The organism is Streptomyces sp. NPDC051051, from assembly GCF_040682975.1.
GTDB lineage: Bacteria > Actinomycetota > Actinomycetes > Streptomycetales > Streptomycetaceae > Streptomyces.
This window is the reverse complement of sequence record NZ_JBFBCB010000036.1, coordinates 20017-38413: the sequence shown is the minus strand read 5'-3', so window position 1 is coordinate 38413 and position 18397 is coordinate 20017. Positions and strand designations below refer to the sequence as shown.

The window sequence follows — 18397 nt, the reverse complement described above, 5'->3', positions numbered from 1 at the left end:
GATGCACCGGGACGGGCACGTGGGGCGGGCGACACGGAGAGGGAACAGGTGACGGATCACTCGACCGGTACGGACGCGGAGGCCACGCCCGACACGGACGCGCCGACCACCGAGGCGGACAAGGCCACCGAGACCGACACGACCACCGAGACCGACACGATCACCGGGGTCGACGAGGCCGCCGAGGCGGCGGCCCTCCGCCGGCGCCGGCGGAGGCGCCGGACGGTGCGCATCGCCCTGGCCGTCCCGCTCCTCCTCCTCGTGCTCCCGGTCCTCGTCGCCCTCGCCGCCCTGCGCGTCAACTACACGGGCGACCCGGCCGACGGCACGTACACCCGCGGCAAGGACGCCCTCTGGCTCGGCCACGCCTGGGTGGACGGCCGCAAGAAGGACGCCTACGTCACCGCCCTGGCCGACCGTCTGAAGGACACCGGCATCCGCGACCTGTACGTCCACTCCGGGCCCCTGGAGCACGACGGGACGCTTCCCGGGTCGTCGTACCCGAACGCCCGTTGGTTCATCGCCGCCGTCCACCGGGAGATGCCGGAGGTCCGGGTCCAGGCCTGGCTCGGTGACGTGCTCGCCAGCGAGAGCCCGCACGGCATGCGGCTGGAGCGCACGGCGACGCGCGCGGCCGTCGTACGGTCCACGCGCGAGATCCTCGCCACCGGATTCGACGGGGTCCACTTCGACCTGGAGCCCCTGCACTCCGGCGACCGGAACTACCTGACCCTCCTCGACGCCCTGCACCGCGTCACCGCCGCCCAGGACGCGCCCCTGTCCGTCGCCGCCCACCAGATCGACCCGGTGCCCGGCTTCCACTCCTTCTGGGGCACGACCACCGGCCACCCGAAGTGGTGGTCGCAGAAGTTCTTCGGCGAGGTGGCCCGCCGCGTCGACCAGATCGCCGTCATGTCGTACGACACCATCCAGCCGCTGGAGAGCACCTACGGCGGCTACGTCGCCCAGCAGACCTCCTTGGCGTTGGAGGTCACCCCGCCCACCACCGACCTGCTGATGGGCCTGCCCTTCTACCACGAGAACCGGTTCGGCCACTGGAACCACGCCGAGACCGTCCCCGCCGGAGTCCGGGGCGTCCGCCTCGGCCTGTCCCGCACGGACGCCGACCGCGCGAACTTCGGGGTCGCGCTGTACGTGGACTTCGCGGCCGAGGAGGCGGACTGGACAGCGTACCGCGACGGGTGGGTGCGCTGACACCCGGCGCCGGCGACCGGGCCGCCGTGCCGTGGGGCGCGGCCGTCGCCGCGCCACCTGCGACGCCATCGGAGCGTCGCCCGGACGTCATGCGGCCTTCGCCTCCGGGGCCACCCGCGTTGGTTGTGCGGGGGCTGTGAGCGCCCTAGCGTCCACATCTCCCATCCCTGTAAGGGCCACACTCTGATGCGATCGCTCCTCACCCGTAAGGCCGTCCGCCGGGCCCTGCGCCCGGTGGCCGAACTCATCGACCAGCGCATCGAGCGTCAGGTGCGCCGCGCCGTCCGCGACAACGGGCGCGCCACCGCCGACGCCTCCCTCGACGCGATGCGGCACGAACTCCAGGCGCTCCGCAACCGGCAGCGCCCCCTGGAACTCTTCTTCGACGGCACCGGACGCGGCATGGCGCGCATGCCGTCCGCGACCCACCTGGACCAGCTGGTCGACGAGCTGGCCGCGGTGACCGGGAACCGGGACGAGGCCGAGCGCAGTGCCGCCCAGGCGTTCCGGCTGCTCCTCGCCCTGGAGGCGCTCGGCGTGGGCCGGATCGCCGGCGGCACGATGAACATCGTCGGCAAGCTGTCCGCGGTACCGCTGCTCGATCCGCCGAACGACGACATGCTGGAGATCGGCACCCTGTACGGGATGTTCGGCGCGGCCCTCGTCCGCATGATGGAGCGCGCCGGCCGCGACCCCCGCCTGACGATCGTCGACCCGCTCGCCGGCACGCAGTTGCAGCCGGGCGCCACCATGTCGGACGACGCCTCGGGCACCCCGGTGCGGGAGGCCGCCGTGCGCACCAACCTCTCCCTGGCGGGCGCGGCCGGCGCCGCGACCCGGATCCAGCAGGGCTTCTCCGAGGACCCCGAGGTGCGCGCCCTGGTCTCCGACCGCTCCTACGGCGTGATCGTCGTCGACGGCGACCACTCCGCCGCCGGTGTCGCGGCGGACCTGGAGTGGGCCGAGCGGATCGTCGCGCCGGGCGGCATCGTCGTGCTGGACGACTTCGGACACCCCAAGTGGCCCGGCATCAAGGAGGCGTTCGACAAGCACATGGCCGGCGACACCCGGTTCACGTTCCTCGGGAGCGTGGCGCACTCGGGGTATCTGCGGGCCTCCGTCTGACCCTGTCGGCGGGTCGTACGCGCGGGTCGTACGCGCGGGTCGTACGCGCGGGTCGTACGGGCGGGTCGTACGGGCGGCGCACGTCGAGCCCGCCGCCGCCCGTCCGCCGCTCCGGGCGCCCGACCGACCGGGGCGGGTCGTCGCGCCGGCGCCGCACCGGCCTCGGCTCGCCGTGCACGCACAGGACGTACCTCGCCTCCGTCGGCCGAGGGGCCCCGGGGGCGACGGTCATGCGCCGGCGCGCCGCGCGGCACGCCGGCCGACCCGAAGGAACACGCACCCGAGTGTCCGGGACGCTCGGGTGCGTCCCGGGCGCGTTGCGCCGCACGAGTGGGCTTCCCGGCCGCCGTCGCCGTGTCGTCGACCGCTGCCGAATCCTTTCCTCTTCAGTGGCCGCATAGATGTGATCAGCTCCATATACCGCCAGAAGTGATCATCGCGCCCGCGGCTCCCGGAGGTAAGCAGAGATGTCCCACGACGGCCCCGGACCCCGCGCGGTCATGCGCTCGGTCGCCTTCCTCACCGCGGGCGCGCTCGCGGTTTCCCTGCTGTCCGGCTGCTCCTCCGAGGACGAGGCCGTCAAGCCTCCGGCGGCCCAGGACATCGCCCCCGCCGCCCGCGACCGGATCACCGACGGCGGCACCCTGCGCTGGGCCGTGGACGCCGTACCCGAGACCTTCAACGCCTTCCAGTCGGACGCCGACGCCACCACCACCCGGGTCGCCCAGGCCGTCCTGCCGTCGATGTACCGGCTCGACGCGACCGGGCGGCCCCGGCCGAACCCGGACTTCCTGGAGTCCGCCGAGGTCGTCGACACCGAGCCCAAGCAGGTCGTCCTGTACCGGCTCGCCCAGCAGGCCGTGTGGAGCGACGGCCGCGAGATCGGCGCCGCCGACTTCGCCGCCCAGTGGCGCGCCCTGTCCGGCAAGGACAGCGCCTACTGGACCGCCCGCAACGCCGGCTACGACCGCATCGAGAAGATCGAGCGGGGCGCCAACGACCTGGAGGTCCGGGTCACCTTCGCCCGCCCCTACGCCGACTGGCGGTCGCTGTTCTCCCCGCTGTACCCGAAGGACGTCATGGGCACCCCCGACGCCTTCAACGACGGGGCGCGGCGCAAGCTGAAGGTCACCGCCGGGCCGTTCGCCGTCAAGGAGGTCGACCGCGAGAACGACCGGATCCGGCTCACCCGCAACCCGCGCTGGTGGGGCCGGCCCGCCAAGCTCACCGAGATCGAGCTGACCGCCGTACCGCACGACGAGCGGGCCGCCCGGCTCGCCGACGGCGATCTCGACCTGGCCGAGATCGACCCGGCCGCCGCCCGCGCCATCGACAGCGCGACGGGCGCCGCCGGACCGCTCTCGGGGCCCGGCACCGGCCGCACCGCGGCGAAGGCACTGCGCTCCCGGGCCGTCGCCGACGGCGCCGACGAGGACGCGTCCGACGAGGAGGTCCACGCCCGCGAGAAGCTCCGCGGGGCCGTCGCCGCCCGGGAACGGCAGCGGAAGGAGCTGCGCGACTACGAGGTGCGCAGGTCGCTGGAGCCCGCCTACACACAGCTGGCCCTCAACGGCGCCGACGGGCCCCTCGCCGACGAGCGGGTGCGCCGGGCGGTGGCCAGGGCGATCGACCGCAAGGAGCTGGCGAAGGTGGTGCTGAAGCCGCTCGGCCTGCCCGCCGAGCCGGTCGGCAGCCACCTGGCGCTCGCCGGGCAGGCCGCGTACGCCGACAACAGCGGCACCCTCGGCGGCCAGGACACCGAGGAGGCGCAGGCGCTGCTCGCGGACGCCGGCTGGGTGGCCGGCGGCCCGGTCGACAAGGGGGAGAAGGGCGAGAAGGCCGCCGGGTCCGAGGGCGAGAAGAAGTCGGGGGGCGGCAAGGAGTCCGACCGCGACGACAAGTCCGAGGGCGGCGACGAGGGCACGTACATCGTCGGTCAGGACGGCAAGGCGCCCGCGGACCACCGCCGCGACCACGAGGACCACGGCAGGCGGCCCGTCCAGGACGGCAAGCAGTACCTCAACCGGCCCGGCGTGCCCGGTGCCTACGCCCCCGGGGGCACCGCCGCCCCGGCCGGTGCCGCGCGCGAGACGCTGGCCAAGGACGGCAAGGCGCTCACCCTGCGGTTCGTGCTGCCGACCGGCCCCGGCGCGGAGTCCCTGCACCTGGTGGCCGGGCGGATCACGCGGATGCTGGAGAAGGTGGGCATCCGCACCGAGACCACCAAGGTCTCCGACGAGAGCTACTTCAAGGACCACATCGCCTCCGGCGAGTACGACCTGGCCCTGTACTCCTGGCCCGCCTCCGTCTTCCCGGCCACCGACGCCCGCCCGATCTACGCCAAGCCGGTGCCGGGCGCCGACGGGTCGCTGAGGGTCGAGCAGAACTACACGAGGATCGGCACCGACCAGATCGATCAACTGTTCGACCAGGCGGTCTCGACCCTGGACGAGAAGGAGGGCCGGTCCCTGATCCGCAAGGCCGACGCCCGCATCTGGGCGGCTGCCGGATCGATTCCCCTCTACCAGCGCCCCCAGCTCACGGCCGTACGGAAGACCGTGGTCAACGCCGGTGCCTTCGGCTTCCAGACCCCCGTCTACGAGGACATGGGCTTCCTGAAGAAGGGCGCGAAGGTCTCCGCGAGCCCTTCGCAGAAGTGAGCGCGCGGTGATCGCCGGATGAACCGTTCGGCCCTGCGGAGGCCGTCCCCCGCCGAGCCACGTACGATGGGGTGAGGCCGTGGCGTGTCAAGCCCGGCAGGGCCCGCGTAACACAGACGTACGCAGCAGGGCCGCCCTCACACTCCGGGAGATCGCCGCTTTATGGCCACGCGCCACGACATTCGCAACGTAGCCATCGTCGCCCACGTCGACCACGGCAAGACGACTCTGGTCGACGCCATGCTCAAGCAGGCCGGCGCCTTCGCCGCGCACGCCGCAGAGTCGCTCGACGACCGCATGATGGACTCGAACGACCTGGAGCGTGAGAAGGGCATCACGATCCTCGCCAAGAACACGGCGGTGAAGTACCACCCCAAGGACGGGGGGGACGTCGTGACCATCAACATCATCGACACCCCCGGTCACGCCGACTTCGGCGGTGAGGTCGAGCGTGGTCTGTCGATGGTCGACGCCGTCGTCCTGCTGGTGGACGCCTCCGAGGGCCCGCTGCCGCAGACCCGCTTCGTGCTCCGCAAGGCCCTCCAGGCCCGCCTGCCCGTCATCCTGTGCATCAACAAGACGGACCGCCCCGACTCGCGCATCGACGAGGTCGTCAACGAGGCCTACGACCTCTTCCTCGACCTCGACGCCGACGAGGACCAGATCGAGTTCCCGATCGTCTACGCCTGCGCGCGGGACGGCGTCGCCTCGCTGACCAAGCCGGAGGACGGCACGGTCCCGAAGGACAGCGACAACCTGGAGCCGTTCTTCACCACGATCCTGTCGCACGTCCCGGCTCCGGAGTACGACGAGGAGGCTCCGCTCCAGGCGCACGTCACCAACCTGGACGCCGACAACTTCCTCGGCCGCATCGCGCTGCTGCGCGTCGAGCAGGGCGAGCTGCGCAAGGGCCAGACCGTCACCTGGATCAAGCGTGACGGCACGATGGCCAACGTGCGCATCACCGAGCTGCTGATGACCGAGGCGCTCACCCGCAAGCCCGCCGAGAAGGCCGGCCCGGGCGACATCTGCGCCGTCGCCGGCATCGCGGACATCATGATCGGCGAGACCCTCGCCGACCCCGAGAACCCGGTCGCGCTGCCGCTCATCACGGTCGACGAGCCGGCCATCTCGATGACCATCGGCACCAACACCTCGCCGCTGGTCGGCCGTGGCGGCACCGGCAAGGGCGCCGACAACAAGGCCGCGGTCAAGGACCGCAAGGTGACCGCCCGTCAGGTCAAGGACCGCCTCGACCGCGAGCTGATCGGTAACGTCAGCCTCCGCGTCCTGGACACCGAGCGCCCCGACGCCTGGGAGGTGCAGGGCCGCGGCGAGCTGGCGCTGGCCATCCTGGTCGAGCAGATGCGCCGCGAGGGCTTCGAGCTGACCATCGGCAAGCCGCAGGTCGTCACCAAGCTCGTCGACGGCAAGGTCTACGAGCCGGTCGAGCGCATGACGATCGACGTGCCCGAGGAGCACATGGGCGCCGTCACGCAGCTCATGGGCGTCCGCAAGGGCCGGATGGACAACATGTCCAACCACGGCTCCGGCTGGGTCCGCATGGAGTTCGTGGTCCCCTCCCGCGGCCTCATCGGCTTCCGCACCGAGTTCCTGACGGGCACGCGCGGCACGGGCATCGCCCACTCCATCCACGAGGGCCACGAGCCGTGGTTCGGCACGCTGACGACCCGTAACAACGGCTCGCTGGTCGCCGACCGCGCCGGTGCCGTCACCGCGTTCGCGATGACGAACCTCCAGGAGCGCGGCGTGCTGTTCACCGAGCCCGGTACCGAGGTGTACGAGGGCATGATCGTCGGCGAGAACTCGCGCGCCGACGACATGGACGTGAACATCACGAAGGAGAAGAAGCTCACGAACATGCGGTCCTCCTCGGCCGACTCGTTCGAGGCGATCGTGCCGCCGCGCAAGCTGTCGCTGGAGCAGTCGTTGGAGTTCTGCCGCGACGACGAGTGCGTCGAGGTGACCCCGGAGGCGGTTCGCATCCGCAAGGTCGTGCTCGACCAGCGCGACCGCGCCCGCACCGCGAGCCGCGCCAAGCACGGCTGACGTTCCTGACGCCGAAGTCCCGGACCTCCTCGGCGGAGGGCCGGGACTTCGGCGTGCCCGCGCGGCGGGGCGGGATGGGGTGCGGCGGGGTGGGGTGCCGGCTTCCGCGAGGCCGGAGGGGTGTCCGCGAGGGTGCGCCGGAACGCGCGGCGGGAAGCCTGTGAGCCCGCTGTCCGCGTCACAGGAGTGGCCGTCCGTTTATCGGTTAACCAGCCAACGCGTTTCGGACATGTAAACAAAAAATAGTCAATGTATGTCCGAAATGACCGTTCATTGTCTCACCTGTCAAGCGCGCGCAGGTGTCGATCTTTGCAATTTTTCCTCAAAATATCGGCGGTAGGGAGATCCCTATGTCATTCGCCCTTGACGCGCGTTGAACACTTTGGCGAAAGTTCCCCCAAACCACAGAACCTGCCGGTATCTGTGCTGCGCTCAACTCTCCAACCCCCCGGGGGAAGTACTCACATGACCAGTCCAGCCAAGGCTGAAGGCTCCGGGCCCGCGATCGCCTTGGACCCCCAGCTCGAGTCGACACCTGAGCCCGACAAGGGTGAGGCGAAGCTGGAGGGTCGTTCTCCCGGCCAGTTGATGTGGCAGCGCTTCAAGCGTGACCGTACCGGTGTCGTCTCCGCGTGCGTAGTGATTTTCTTCTTCGCCGTGTCCGCGCTCGCCCCGGTCGTCTCCAAGCTGTACGGCAAGGACCCGTACACGCTGTACGCGCAGGAGCCGGACTACCCCTTCCTGCTCGACGACTTCGCCATGCCGACCGGTTCCTTCGGCGGCATGTCGGGAGATTTCTGGTTCGGTGTCGAACCCCGGCTCGGCCGTGACGTGATGACCATGCTGCTGTACGGCATGCGCACCTCGCTGTACATGGCGGTGATCGTGACGGTGGCCAGCGTCGTCACCGGCGTGCTCATCGGCATGGTGGGCGGCTACTTCGGCGGCAGGGTCGACTACTGGACGGGCCGGGTCACCGACTTCTTCCTCGCGTTCCCGAGCCAGCTGTTCTTCATCGCCTTCATGCCCGTCGTCACGGCGATGTTCGTTTCCCCGCGGGACGAGACCCCCACCTACCTGCGGGCCGTCGCCATCATCCTCGTGATGTGGTTCCTCGGCTGGATGGGCATCGCCCGTCTGGTGCGCAGCTCCGTGCTCTCCCTGCGGGAGCGCGAGTTCGTCGAGGCCGCCAAGGTGTCGGGCGCCTCTCCCTGGCGCATCGTGCGCAAGGAGATCCTGCCCAACATCGTCACGCCGATCCTGGTGCAGGGCACCTACCTTCTGCCGAGCACGATCCTCTCCATCGCCTTCCTCTCGTACGTCGGTGTCGGCTTCGTCGAGCCGACGCCGGACTGGGGCCGTATGTTCGCCATCGGTTCCAAGGTCTACGAGCAGGACCCCATGTTCATGGTCTTCCCGGGCGTGGCGATGGTGGTCTTCGTGCTGGCGTTCAACCTTCTCGGAGACTCCGTCCGGGACGCATTCGACCCCAAGACCGGACGCTGATCCGTCCGTTGGTGGTGGGGGGACTGCCACCCCCGATCCGGGCCTCCCGGACCGTCAGGCAGTACTCGTGGACAACTATCGACAGGCAGGTGCATCGGGATGATGACGCCCATCAGAACGCGCCAGGCGCGCGCCATAGCCGTGGCCCTCGTGGCCGGATCGCTGGTCCTGACCGGCTGCTCCGACAACGGAAAGAACAACGCCAAGGACACGTCCAAGTCCAAGGACGACGCCGCCGCGCAGTCGAAGCCTGTCGCCTACGGTGACGCGAAGGCCTCCACGGGTCCGGCCGAGGAAGTGGCCGGGGCGAAGCCCGGCGGCACGATCAACGTGTACATGCAGTCGGACCTGAGCCACATGGACCCGGGTCAGATCTACGTGAGCGACGCCGGCCAGTTCGCCAACCTGATCCACCGCGGTCTGACGAACTACGAGGAGGACGACAAGGGCAACCTGACGGTCGTCGGTGACATCGCCACCGACTCCGGCAAGTCCACCGACGGCGGCAAGACCTGGACGTACACCCTCAAGGACGGCGTCAAGGACGACCAGGGCAACGTGATCACGTCCGCCGACGTCCGCCACACCGTCGAGCGGCTGTACTCGAAGGTCATCTTCGACGGCCCGACCTACCTCCAGAACTGGCTGTCGGGTGCGGACTACCGCAAGGCGCTGCCGGACGGCCCGTACAAGGGCAAGCACCTACCGGACACCGTCCTGGAGACCCCGGACGCGAAGACGGTCGTCTTCCACTTCGACAAGCCGCGCCCGGACCTCCCGCAGGCCCTGGCCATGGCCGGTTACGGCATCGTGCCGGCGAAGCGGGACACGAAGGAGGGCTACGACAAGGCCCCCGCCTCGCTCGGCCCGTACAAGATCTCCGACTACAAGTCCGGCAAGTCGCTGACCCTGGTCAAGAACGACCAGTGGGACCCGAAGACGGACTCGGTGCGCCACCAGTACGTCAACGGCTACAACTTCACCACCACGATCGACCAGGCCAGCCAGACCAAGCGTCTGATCGCCGACCAGGGCGACGCCAAGAACGCCATCCAGTTCACGGACTCGGTGGATCCGGCCCAGCTCTCCACGGTCATCGGCAACGCCGCCGCCAAGAAGCGCACGATCCAGGGCTACCAGCCCTACGTGTGGCAGATGTCCTTCAACCTGGACCGGATGAAGGACAAGAAGGTCCGCGACGCGATCGCCTACGCTCTCCCGAGCCAGGCCATGGTCCAGGCGGACGGTGGCCGCTACGGCGGCGAGGTCGCCGGCGGTCTGATGGCCCCGACCCTGCCGGGCTTCGACCCGAGCTACGACCCGTTCGGCAAGCTGAAGAAGCCGAACGGTGACCCGGCGAAGGCGAAGGAGCTGCTGAAGGAGGCGGGTGTCAAGGAGGGCACGAAGCTCACCTACGCCTACTCCAACAGCCCCCGCGGCCAGGCCCAGATGGTCATCGTCAAGGACGCCCTGAACAAGATCGGCTTCAACGTCCAGGCCAAGGAGATCGACCGCGCCTCGTTCTACGAGCAGATCGGCAAGCTGGCCAACCCGTACGACCTGTACATGACCGGCTGGGGCCAGGACTGGTCCTCCCCGTCCACCGTCATCACCCCGGTCTATGACGGCACCCAGGTCGCCGACGGCGCCTCGAACTACTCGCACATCAAGGACCCCGAGGTCGACGCCCTCATCCAGAAGGCGCTGACCGAGCAGCCGGCCGAGGCCGCCAAGACCTGGGAGAAGGCCCACCACCTCATCGTGGAGAAGGTCAACCCGGCCGCCCCGGTGTACTACTCCAAGCAGATCCAGCTCTTCGGTTCGAACATCGGCGGTGCCCGCTACAGCACCGAGTCGAGCTACATCGACATCAACGACCTGTTCCTGAAGCAGCCGTAACCGGTCAGCTCGGCTGACCCGCGGGGGTGCGCGCCAGGCGGAGCGCACCCCCGCGGTCGGTACCCCTCAGACCGCCGCTTTTCGAAGAGAGCATCTATCCGCCATGCTTCAGTTCCTTCTCCGCAGGCTGACCGGCGCCGTCGTGATCCTGTTCCTGATCGGCGCCTTCACCTTCTTCCTGTTCTACACAATCCCCCAGGACTTCGCCGAACTGTCCTGCGGCAAGAACTGCACCCCCGAGAACATCGCCGTGATCCGCGAGAACCTCGGTCTGGACAAGCCCATCACCGCGCAGTTCTGGGACTTCATGGTGGGCATCGTGACCGGCCGGGACTTCCCGCAGGGGCACTGCCCCGCGCCGTGCCTGGGTGTCTCCTTCAGCAGCGGTGACTTCGTCTGGGACTCCATCATGGACCGCTTCCCGCTGACGCTGTCGCTGACCGTCGGCGGCCTGGTGATCTTCCTGCTGTTCGGTCTCGGTACGGGTCTGCTCGCCGCCTGGAAGCGCGGCACGGTCGTCGACAAGGTCGTCAGCGGCGCGTCCATGGTGCTGAGCTCGTTCCAGATCTACTTCCTCGGCCCGATCGTCCTCGGCTTCCTCGTCTACAGCACGGGCTGGATGGACAACCCCAGGTACGTGCCGTTCACGGACAACCCGGGCAACTGGTTCCTGGGCATGCTGATCCCCTGGCTCGTGATGTCCACGATCTTCACGGCGCAGTACACGCGTATGGCGCGTTCCACGATGATCGAGCAGTTGCAGGAGGAGCACGTCCGCACAGCCCGGGCGAAGGGCATGAAGCGCGGATACGTCTTCTTCCGCTACGCCTGGCGCGGGTCGCTGATCCCGATCGTCACCATCATCGGTATGGACCTCAGCGGGCTCCTCGCGGGCGCGGTGGTCACCGAGTTCACCTTCGACCTGGCCGGCATCGGCCGTCTCGCGGTCGAGTCCTCGCTGACCAAGGACCTGCCCCTCACGATGGGCGTCATGCTGTTCGGGGCGTTCTTCATCCTCGTCCTGAACATCATCGTGGACCTCGCCTACGCCTACATCGACCCGCGCGTGCGCCTCGCCTAGGAGAAATACCGTGACCACACTGACCAAGTCCGAAGGCGCCCAGGCTCCGACCGGGCCCGAGGCCTTCCTGTCGGTCCGTGATCTGCGGGTGCGGTTCTCCACCGAGGACGGCATCGTCAAGGCGGTCGACGGGCTCTCCTTCGACGTCGAGCGGGGAAAGACCCTCGGCATCGTGGGCGAGTCCGGCTCGGGCAAGTCCGTGACCAACCTGACCGTCCTCGGTCTGCACAACCCCATGAGCTCCACCGTCGAGGGCGAGATCGTCCTGGACGGCAAGGAGCTGGTGACGGCGACCGAGCGGGAGATGGAGAAGCTGCGCGGCAACAAGGTCGCGATGATCTTCCAGGACCCGCTCACCGCGCTCTCGCCGTACTACACGGTGGGCCGGCAGATCGCCGAGCCGTTCATGAAGCACATGGGCGCCTCCAAGAAGGAGGCGAAGGACCGGGCCGTGGAGATGCTGACCAAGGTCGGCATCCCGCAGCCCAAGACGCGCGTCGACGACTATCCGCACCAGTTCTCCGGTGGTATGCGCCAGCGCGCGATGATCGCCATGGCGCTGGTCTGCAACCCCGACCTGCTGATCGCCGACGAGCCGACCACCGCCCTGGACGTCACCGTGCAGGCGCAGATCCTCGACCTGCTCAAGGACCTCCAGCAGGAGTTCGGTTCGGCGATCATCTTCATCACCCACGACCTCGGCGTCATCTCGCACATGGCCGACGACCTGCTGGTGATGTACTCGGGCCGGGCGGTCGAGCGCGGCAGCGTCCGTGAGGTGCTGCGCAACCCGCAGCACCCGTACACCTGGGGGCTGCTGAGCTCGATGCCGCGTCTGGGCGGTGACACCTCGGAGGCGCTCACGCCGATCCCCGGCAACCCGCCCAGCCTGCTCAACCCGCCCTCGGGCTGCCCCTTCCACCCGCGCTGCGCCTTCCGGTCCGAGGTGCCCGGCACCGCGTGCTCGGACGAGCGTCCGCTGCTGGGCGAAGGACGCGCGGCCGCCTGTCACCTGACGGCCGAGCAGAAGCAGTCCATCTTCATCGACAAGATCCAGCCCCGGCTGCGCTAGGGAGAACCGAGACATGAGCGACAACCTCACCCTCCCCACACAGCAGGGACCGACCGACACGCCGTCCGCCGAGACGCTGCTGCAGGTCGAGGGTCTGACCAAGCACTTCCCGATCTACGGCGGCTTCCCGATCAAGCGCAAGGTCGGCGCGGTCCAGGCCGTCGACGGGGTCGACCTGACCGTCGGCGTCGGCGAGAGCGTCGGCCTGGTCGGCGAGTCGGGCTGCGGCAAGTCGACCACGGGCCGGCTCATCACCCGGCTGCTGGAACCGACCGGCGGGAAGATCACGTACGCCGGGCAGGACATCACGCACGCCTCCCGGCGGCAGATCGCGCCCGTGCGGTCCGAGATCCAGATGATCTTCCAGGACCCGTACTCCTCGCTGAACCCGCGGCAGACCGTCGGCACGATCATCAAGTCGCCGATGGAGGTCAACGGGATCAACCCGCCGGGAGGCCGGGAGAAGAAGGTCCGGGAGCTGCTGGAGCTGGTCGGCCTCAACCCCGAGCACTACAACCGCTTCCCGCACGAGTTCTCCGGCGGTCAGCGGCAGCGCATCGGGGTGGCCCGCGCGCTCTCCCTGAACCCGAAGCTGATCGTCGCCGACGAGCCGGTCTCGGCGCTGGACGTGTCGATCCAGGCGCAGGTGGTCAACCTGCTGCAGAAGGTCCAGGAGGAGATGGGCATCGCCTTCCTCTTCATCGCCCACGACCTGGCGGTCGTGCGCCACTTCTCGCAGCGCCTCGCGGTGATGTACCTCGGCAAGATCGTCGAGGTCGGCGACCGCGACTCCCTCTACAACCGGCCCCGGCACCCGTACACCCACGCCCTCCTCTCCGCCGTCCCCGAGGTCGAGATCGAGGACGAGGGTCCCGCCCGGGAGCGGATCCGGCTCTCCGGTGACGTGCCCTCGCCGATCCACCCGCCGTCCGGCTGCCGCTTCCGCACCCGTTGCTGGAAGGCGCAGGACAAGTGCGCGACGGAGGAGCCGCCGCTGGTCCAGCTCTCCGGCAACCGGGCCGGCCACCTGACGGCCTGCCACTTCCCGGAGGACCCGACCACCGAGGCCCGCGACGAGGACGTCGTCCTCGACCCGGCGCTCAAGGCGCTGGAGGAATCGGCCGCCAAGGAGTAGCTCCGCCACGCGCGTCGAGACACCGACAGGGGGTGGGAGCCCGCGCTCCCGCCCCCGACGCGTACCCGGCCCGCCTCGCGCGATGCCACCCGGCTGCACCTCCCGGTGCGCCGTCCGGACAGGTGGGTGCCGGGCCCGTCGTGCCGGAACTCCTGGAAGGCCGCGGAGTGCGGCACCTGCCGTCCCGGCTGACAGGCGGCGGGGGTACGGCAGGCGGTGCCGGACGAGACGGGTGGCCGTCGCTGCCCGGCCAGGACCCGGCAGGGCCCGCAACCGTTCGAGAGCGGGTCGCCTGCTCGACGCCGAGGTCGACGACCGTGGCCGCCCGGGCGCCCGGCCCGCTCGGGCGCACCGCCGCCAGGTGGCAGGCGCCACGGTGTTCCCGCCGTACGGGGATCCGCGGCACGGGGCCGTACCGACGGGCGGCCCGTCGCGCTGCCGGAACCGGCGACGCACAGCCTCGCCGGGCCGCCGTCGACCACGGACAGGCCGTCCTGCACGCCTGCCGCCAGGCGGCTTCACACCCGCGACGCGCTGCGTCACCGCCGGCATCGCCGCCCGGCTCACCCTCGTACGGGCCGGGCTCGCCACCGCGCCCGCCCTCCGGACCGCCGTCGACCCGGACACGCCCGGCACATTCGCACGGCGCCCCTCCACGACCGCCCGATCCCGCGCCCGCTGTTCGCCGCGGCACGTCACACCGAGACCGCGAACCCGGCGACCACGGCCGTCGTCGCGGCGCTGCGCACGGCCGCGCGGCAGAACCGCACCCCGCGCCTCCCGTCGGCCCAGGACGCGCCGCCGAGCGGTCGCGGGAAGCGGCGCTCGTACCGCTCGACGCGGCGGGTGCCACGGGCCGGTTCGAACGCCGGGGACCTTCTGCGGGAGAGTGGCGACGGGACCCGCGGTTCCCGGGGGTTCGGCACCCGGACGGGTGGCACCCGTGTGCGTTATGCACCTTTTGCGTTGATATTTGCTGATAAGGAATCAGTAGGTCGATGCGGACGTCGACACCGACGGCACAGCGCTCAGGTGAGGCGCGGTCAAGAGGAGGCATCCATGCGTGGAGCCACGCACGCCAAGTGGGCCGCATGCGCGGCGGCCGCGGCCCTCACGGCGACGGCCTGCGGGGGCGGGGGCGACAGCGGGGGCGACACCGGCGCGGTGCTCAGCTCCTCGTGGGGTGACCCGCAGAACCCGCTGGAGCCGGCCAACACCAACGAGGTGCAGGGCGGCAAGGTCCTCGACATGATCTTCCGGAGCCTGAAGAAGTACGACCCGGAGACCGGCAAGGCCGAGGACATGCTCGCCGAGAAGATCGAGACCTCGGACTCGCAGAACTTCACCGTCACGATCAAGGACGGCTGGACCTTCAGCAACGGCGAGAAGGTCACCGCCAGGTCCTTCGTGGACGCCTGGAACTACGGCGCCGGCCTGAAGAACAACCAGAAGAACGCCTACTTCTTCGGCTACATCGAGGGCTACGACAAGACGCACCCCGAGGACGGGAGCAAGCAGACCGCCGAGACCCTCTCGGGGCTGAAGGTCGTCGACGACAAGACCTTCACCGTCAAGCTCAACCAGAAGTTCTCGACCTTCCCCGACGTCCTCGGCTACCCCGCCTACGCACCCCTGCCCCAGGCCTTCTTCACCGACCACGCCGGCTGGCTGGCCAAGCCGGTCGGCAACGGGCCCTACGCCGTCGACTCCTACACCAAGGGCTCCCAGATGAGCCTGCGCAAGTGGGCGGACTACCCCGGCGACGACGCGGCGGAGAACGGCGGCGTGGACCTGAAGGTCTACACCGACAACAACACCGCCTACACCGACCTGCTGGCCGGCAACCTCGACCTGGTCGACGACGTGCCGGCGGCCCAGCTCAAGAACGTCAAGAACGACCTGGGCGACCGCTACCTCAACACCCCCGCCGGCATCCTCCAGACCCTCGCCTTCCCGTTCTACGACCCGAAGTGGAACAAGAGCGGCTCGGACAAGGTCCGCACCGGCCTGTCCCGGGCCATCGACCGCGAGCAGATCACCGAGACGATCTTCCAGAAGACCCGCACCCCCGCCACCGACTGGACCTCCCCGGTGCTCGGCGCGGACGGCGGCTTCAAGGAAGGCCTGTGCGGGGACGCCTGCGACTACGACCCGGCCGAGGCCAAGAAGCTCATCCAGGAGGGCGGCGGCCTCCCCGGCGGCCAGGTCAAGATCACCTACAACGCGGACACCGGCTCCCACAAGCAGTGGGTCGACGCCGTCTGCAACTCCATCAACAACGCCCTCGGCAACGAGAAGGCCTGCGTCGGCAACCCCGTCGGCACCTTCGCCGACTTCCGCAGCCAGATCGGCGACCGGAAGATGGCCGGCCCGTTCCGGGCGGGCTGGCAGATGGACTACCCGCTCATCCAGAACTTCCTCCAGCCGCTCTACTACACCAACGCCTCCTCCAACGACGGCAAGTGGTCGAACAAGGAGTTCGACGACCTCGTGAACAAGGCCAACGCCGAGACCGACACCGCCAAGGCCGTCGAGACGTTCCAGCAGGCCGAGGAGGTCGTCCGGGACAACATGGCCGCCATCCCGCTCTGGTACCAGAACGGCAGCGCCGGCTACTCGGAGCGCCTCTCGGGCGTCAAGCTCAACCCGTTCTCCGTCCCGGTCTACAACGAGATCAAGGTCAGCTGACCCGCCATGGGGCGGTACGTGATCCGGCGCCTCCTCCAGATGATCCCGGTGTTCATCGGGGCCACGCTGCTGATCTTCCTGATGGTCAACGTGATGGGCGACCCCATCGCGGGCCTCTGCGGCGACCGGCAGTGCGACCCCGCCACCGCCGCCCAGCTGAAGAAGGAGTTCGGCCTCGACAAGCCGGTCTGGCAGCAGTACCTGACCTACTTGGGCAACATCTTCACCGGTGACTTCGGGACGGCGTTCAACGGCCAGCCGGTCACCGAGCTGATGGCCTCGGCGTTCCCCGTCACCATCCGGCTGACGATCGTCGCGATCCTCTTCGAGATCGTCATCGGCATCACCCTCGGAGTCGTCACCGGCCTGCGCCGCGGCCGCCCCGTCGACACCGGCGTCCTGCTCGGCACCCTCGTCGTGATCTCCGTCCCCACCTTCGTCACCGGCCTGCTGCTCCAGCTGCTGCTCGGCGTCGAGTGGGGCTGGATCAAACCGTCGGTGTCACCGGACGCCGCGTTCGGCGAGCTGATCGTGCCGGGCCTGGTGCTGGCGAGCGTCTCCCTGGCCTACGTCACCCGCCTGACCCGCACCTCCATCGCGGAGAACAAGCGGTCAGACTACGTCCGTACGGCCGTCGCCAAGGGCCTGCCCAGGCGCCGCGTCGTGACCCGCCACCTGCTGCGCAACTCGCTCATCCCGGTCGTCACCTTCATCGGCACCGACATCGGCGCCCTGATGGGCGGCGCGATCGTCACCGAGCGCATCTTCAACATCCACGGCGTCGGCTTCCAGCTCTACCAGGGCATCCTCCGCCAGAACACCCAGACCGTCGTCGGCTTCGTGACCGTCCTCGTCCTGGTCTTCCTGGTGGCCAACCTGCTCGTCGACCTCCTGTACGCCGTACTCGACCCGAGGATCCGCTATGCCTGAACCGATGCCGCCGGAGCCCCGCCCTCCCTCCGGCGGGGGCCGCGTCCCGGAGGAGGACGGCGCCGTCGCCGCGACGGGCATGGGCGGCGCGATGGACCTCGCCACCTCCGAGGGCGAGACCCTGGAGAAGGCGCCCGGCCCGGACGGCACCGGCCCCGGCGAGAAGGCGCGTTCCCTGTGGTCCGACGCCTGGCGCGACCTGCGCCGCAACCCGGTCTTCATCATCTCCGCCCTGGTCATCCTCTTCCTGGTCTTCATCTCCCTGTGGCCCTCGGCGATCGCCTCCGGCTCCCCCCTCACGTGCGACCTCGCCAAGGCCCAGGAGGGCTCCCAGCAGGGCGCCCCGTTCGGCTACGACGGCCAGGGCTGCAACGTGTACACCCGCACCGTCTACGGCGCCCGTACGTCCGTCACGGTCGGCGTCCTGGCCACGCTCGGCGTCGCCCTGTTCGGCAGCGTCCTGGGCGGGCTCGCCGGCTTCTTCGGCGGGACGTGGGACTCCGTCCTGTCCCGGATCACCGACGTCTTCTTCGCGATCCCGGTCGTCCTCGGCGGCCTGGTGCTGCTCTCCGTGGTGACCAGCAACACCGTCTGGCCCGTCATCGGGTTCATGGTGCTGCTCGGCTGGCCGCAGATCTCCCGCATCGCCCGCGGCTCGGTCATCACCGCCAAGCAGAACGACTACGTCCAGGCCGCGCGGGCGCTCGGCGCCTCCAACTCCCGCATGCTGCTGCGGCACATCACGCCCAACGCCGTCGCCCCCGTGATCGTCGTGGCCACCATCGCGCTCGGCACGTACATCGCCCTGGAGGCCACCCTGTCCTACCTCGGCGTCGGCCTGAAGCCGCCGACCGTCTCCTGGGGCATCGACATCTCCGCCGCCTCGCCGTACATCCGCAACGCGCCGCACGCGCTGCTGTGGCCCTCCGGCGCCCTGGCGCTCACCGTGCTGGCGTTCATCATGCTCGGCGACGCGGTGCGCGACGCCCTCGACCCGAAGCTGAGGTGACGTCCCG

Annotated in this window: 12 protein-coding genes; all 12 read left to right on the top strand. The window is 69.7% G+C overall.

Annotated features, from left to right (window positions below; all coding sequences use genetic code 11):
* Positions 1–48: 48 nt before the first annotated feature.
* Positions 49–1215 (top strand): hypothetical protein, encoded by a 1167-nt coding sequence (locus AB0N31_RS25115; RefSeq protein ID WP_366060667.1) that lies wholly within the window; start codon positions 49–51, stop codon positions 1213–1215.
* Positions 1216–1401: 186 nt separating this feature from the next.
* Positions 1402–2340, top strand: coding sequence for a class I SAM-dependent methyltransferase (locus AB0N31_RS25110; RefSeq protein WP_366060666.1), 939 nt, complete (start codon positions 1402–1404; stop codon positions 2338–2340).
* A 467-nt stretch (positions 2341–2807) separates the two neighbouring features.
* Positions 2808–5000: an ABC transporter family substrate-binding protein gene (locus AB0N31_RS25105; protein WP_366060665.1), complete on the top strand. Its 2193-nt coding sequence runs from the start codon at positions 2808–2810 to the stop codon at positions 4998–5000.
* 162 nt (positions 5001–5162) lie between these two features.
* Entirely contained in the window at positions 5163–7070 is a 1908-nt protein-coding gene (gene typA / locus AB0N31_RS25100) for a translational GTPase TypA (protein WP_363092453.1), read from the top strand.
* Positions 7071–7535: 465 nt separating this feature from the next.
* On the top strand, positions 7536–8576 hold the full coding sequence (locus AB0N31_RS25095; protein ID WP_366060664.1) for an ABC transporter permease: 1041 nt from the start codon (positions 7536–7538) through the stop codon (positions 8574–8576).
* 102 nt (positions 8577–8678) lie between these two features.
* Positions 8679–10475: an ABC transporter substrate-binding protein gene (locus tag AB0N31_RS25090; protein ID WP_366060663.1), complete on the top strand. Its 1797-nt coding sequence runs from the start codon at positions 8679–8681 to the stop codon at positions 10473–10475.
* Positions 10476–10578: 103 nt separating this feature from the next.
* The gene (locus AB0N31_RS25085) at positions 10579–11556 is read left to right on the top strand and encodes an ABC transporter permease (protein WP_366060662.1); all 978 of its coding nucleotides are present in this window, start codon (positions 10579–10581) and stop codon (positions 11554–11556) included.
* Between the two features lie 10 nt (positions 11557–11566).
* Entirely contained in the window at positions 11567–12628 is a 1062-nt protein-coding gene (locus AB0N31_RS25080) for an ABC transporter ATP-binding protein (RefSeq protein ID WP_366060661.1), read from the top strand.
* Positions 12629–12641: 13 nt separating this feature from the next.
* Entirely contained in the window at positions 12642–13763 is a 1122-nt protein-coding gene (locus AB0N31_RS25075) for a dipeptide ABC transporter ATP-binding protein (protein ID WP_366060660.1), read from the top strand.
* 1059 nt (positions 13764–14822) lie between these two features.
* Positions 14823–16451, top strand: coding sequence for an ABC transporter substrate-binding protein (locus AB0N31_RS25070; protein ID WP_366060659.1), 1629 nt, complete (start codon positions 14823–14825; stop codon positions 16449–16451).
* A gap of 6 nt (positions 16452–16457) precedes the next feature.
* Entirely contained in the window at positions 16458–17381 is a 924-nt protein-coding gene (locus AB0N31_RS25065; RefSeq protein ID WP_366060658.1) for an ABC transporter permease, read from the top strand.
* Positions 17382–17385: 4 nt separating this feature from the next.
* Positions 17386–18390: an ABC transporter permease gene (locus AB0N31_RS25060; RefSeq protein ID WP_366060717.1), complete on the top strand. Its 1005-nt coding sequence runs from the start codon at positions 17386–17388 to the stop codon at positions 18388–18390.
* Positions 18391–18397: the final 7 nt, after the last annotated feature.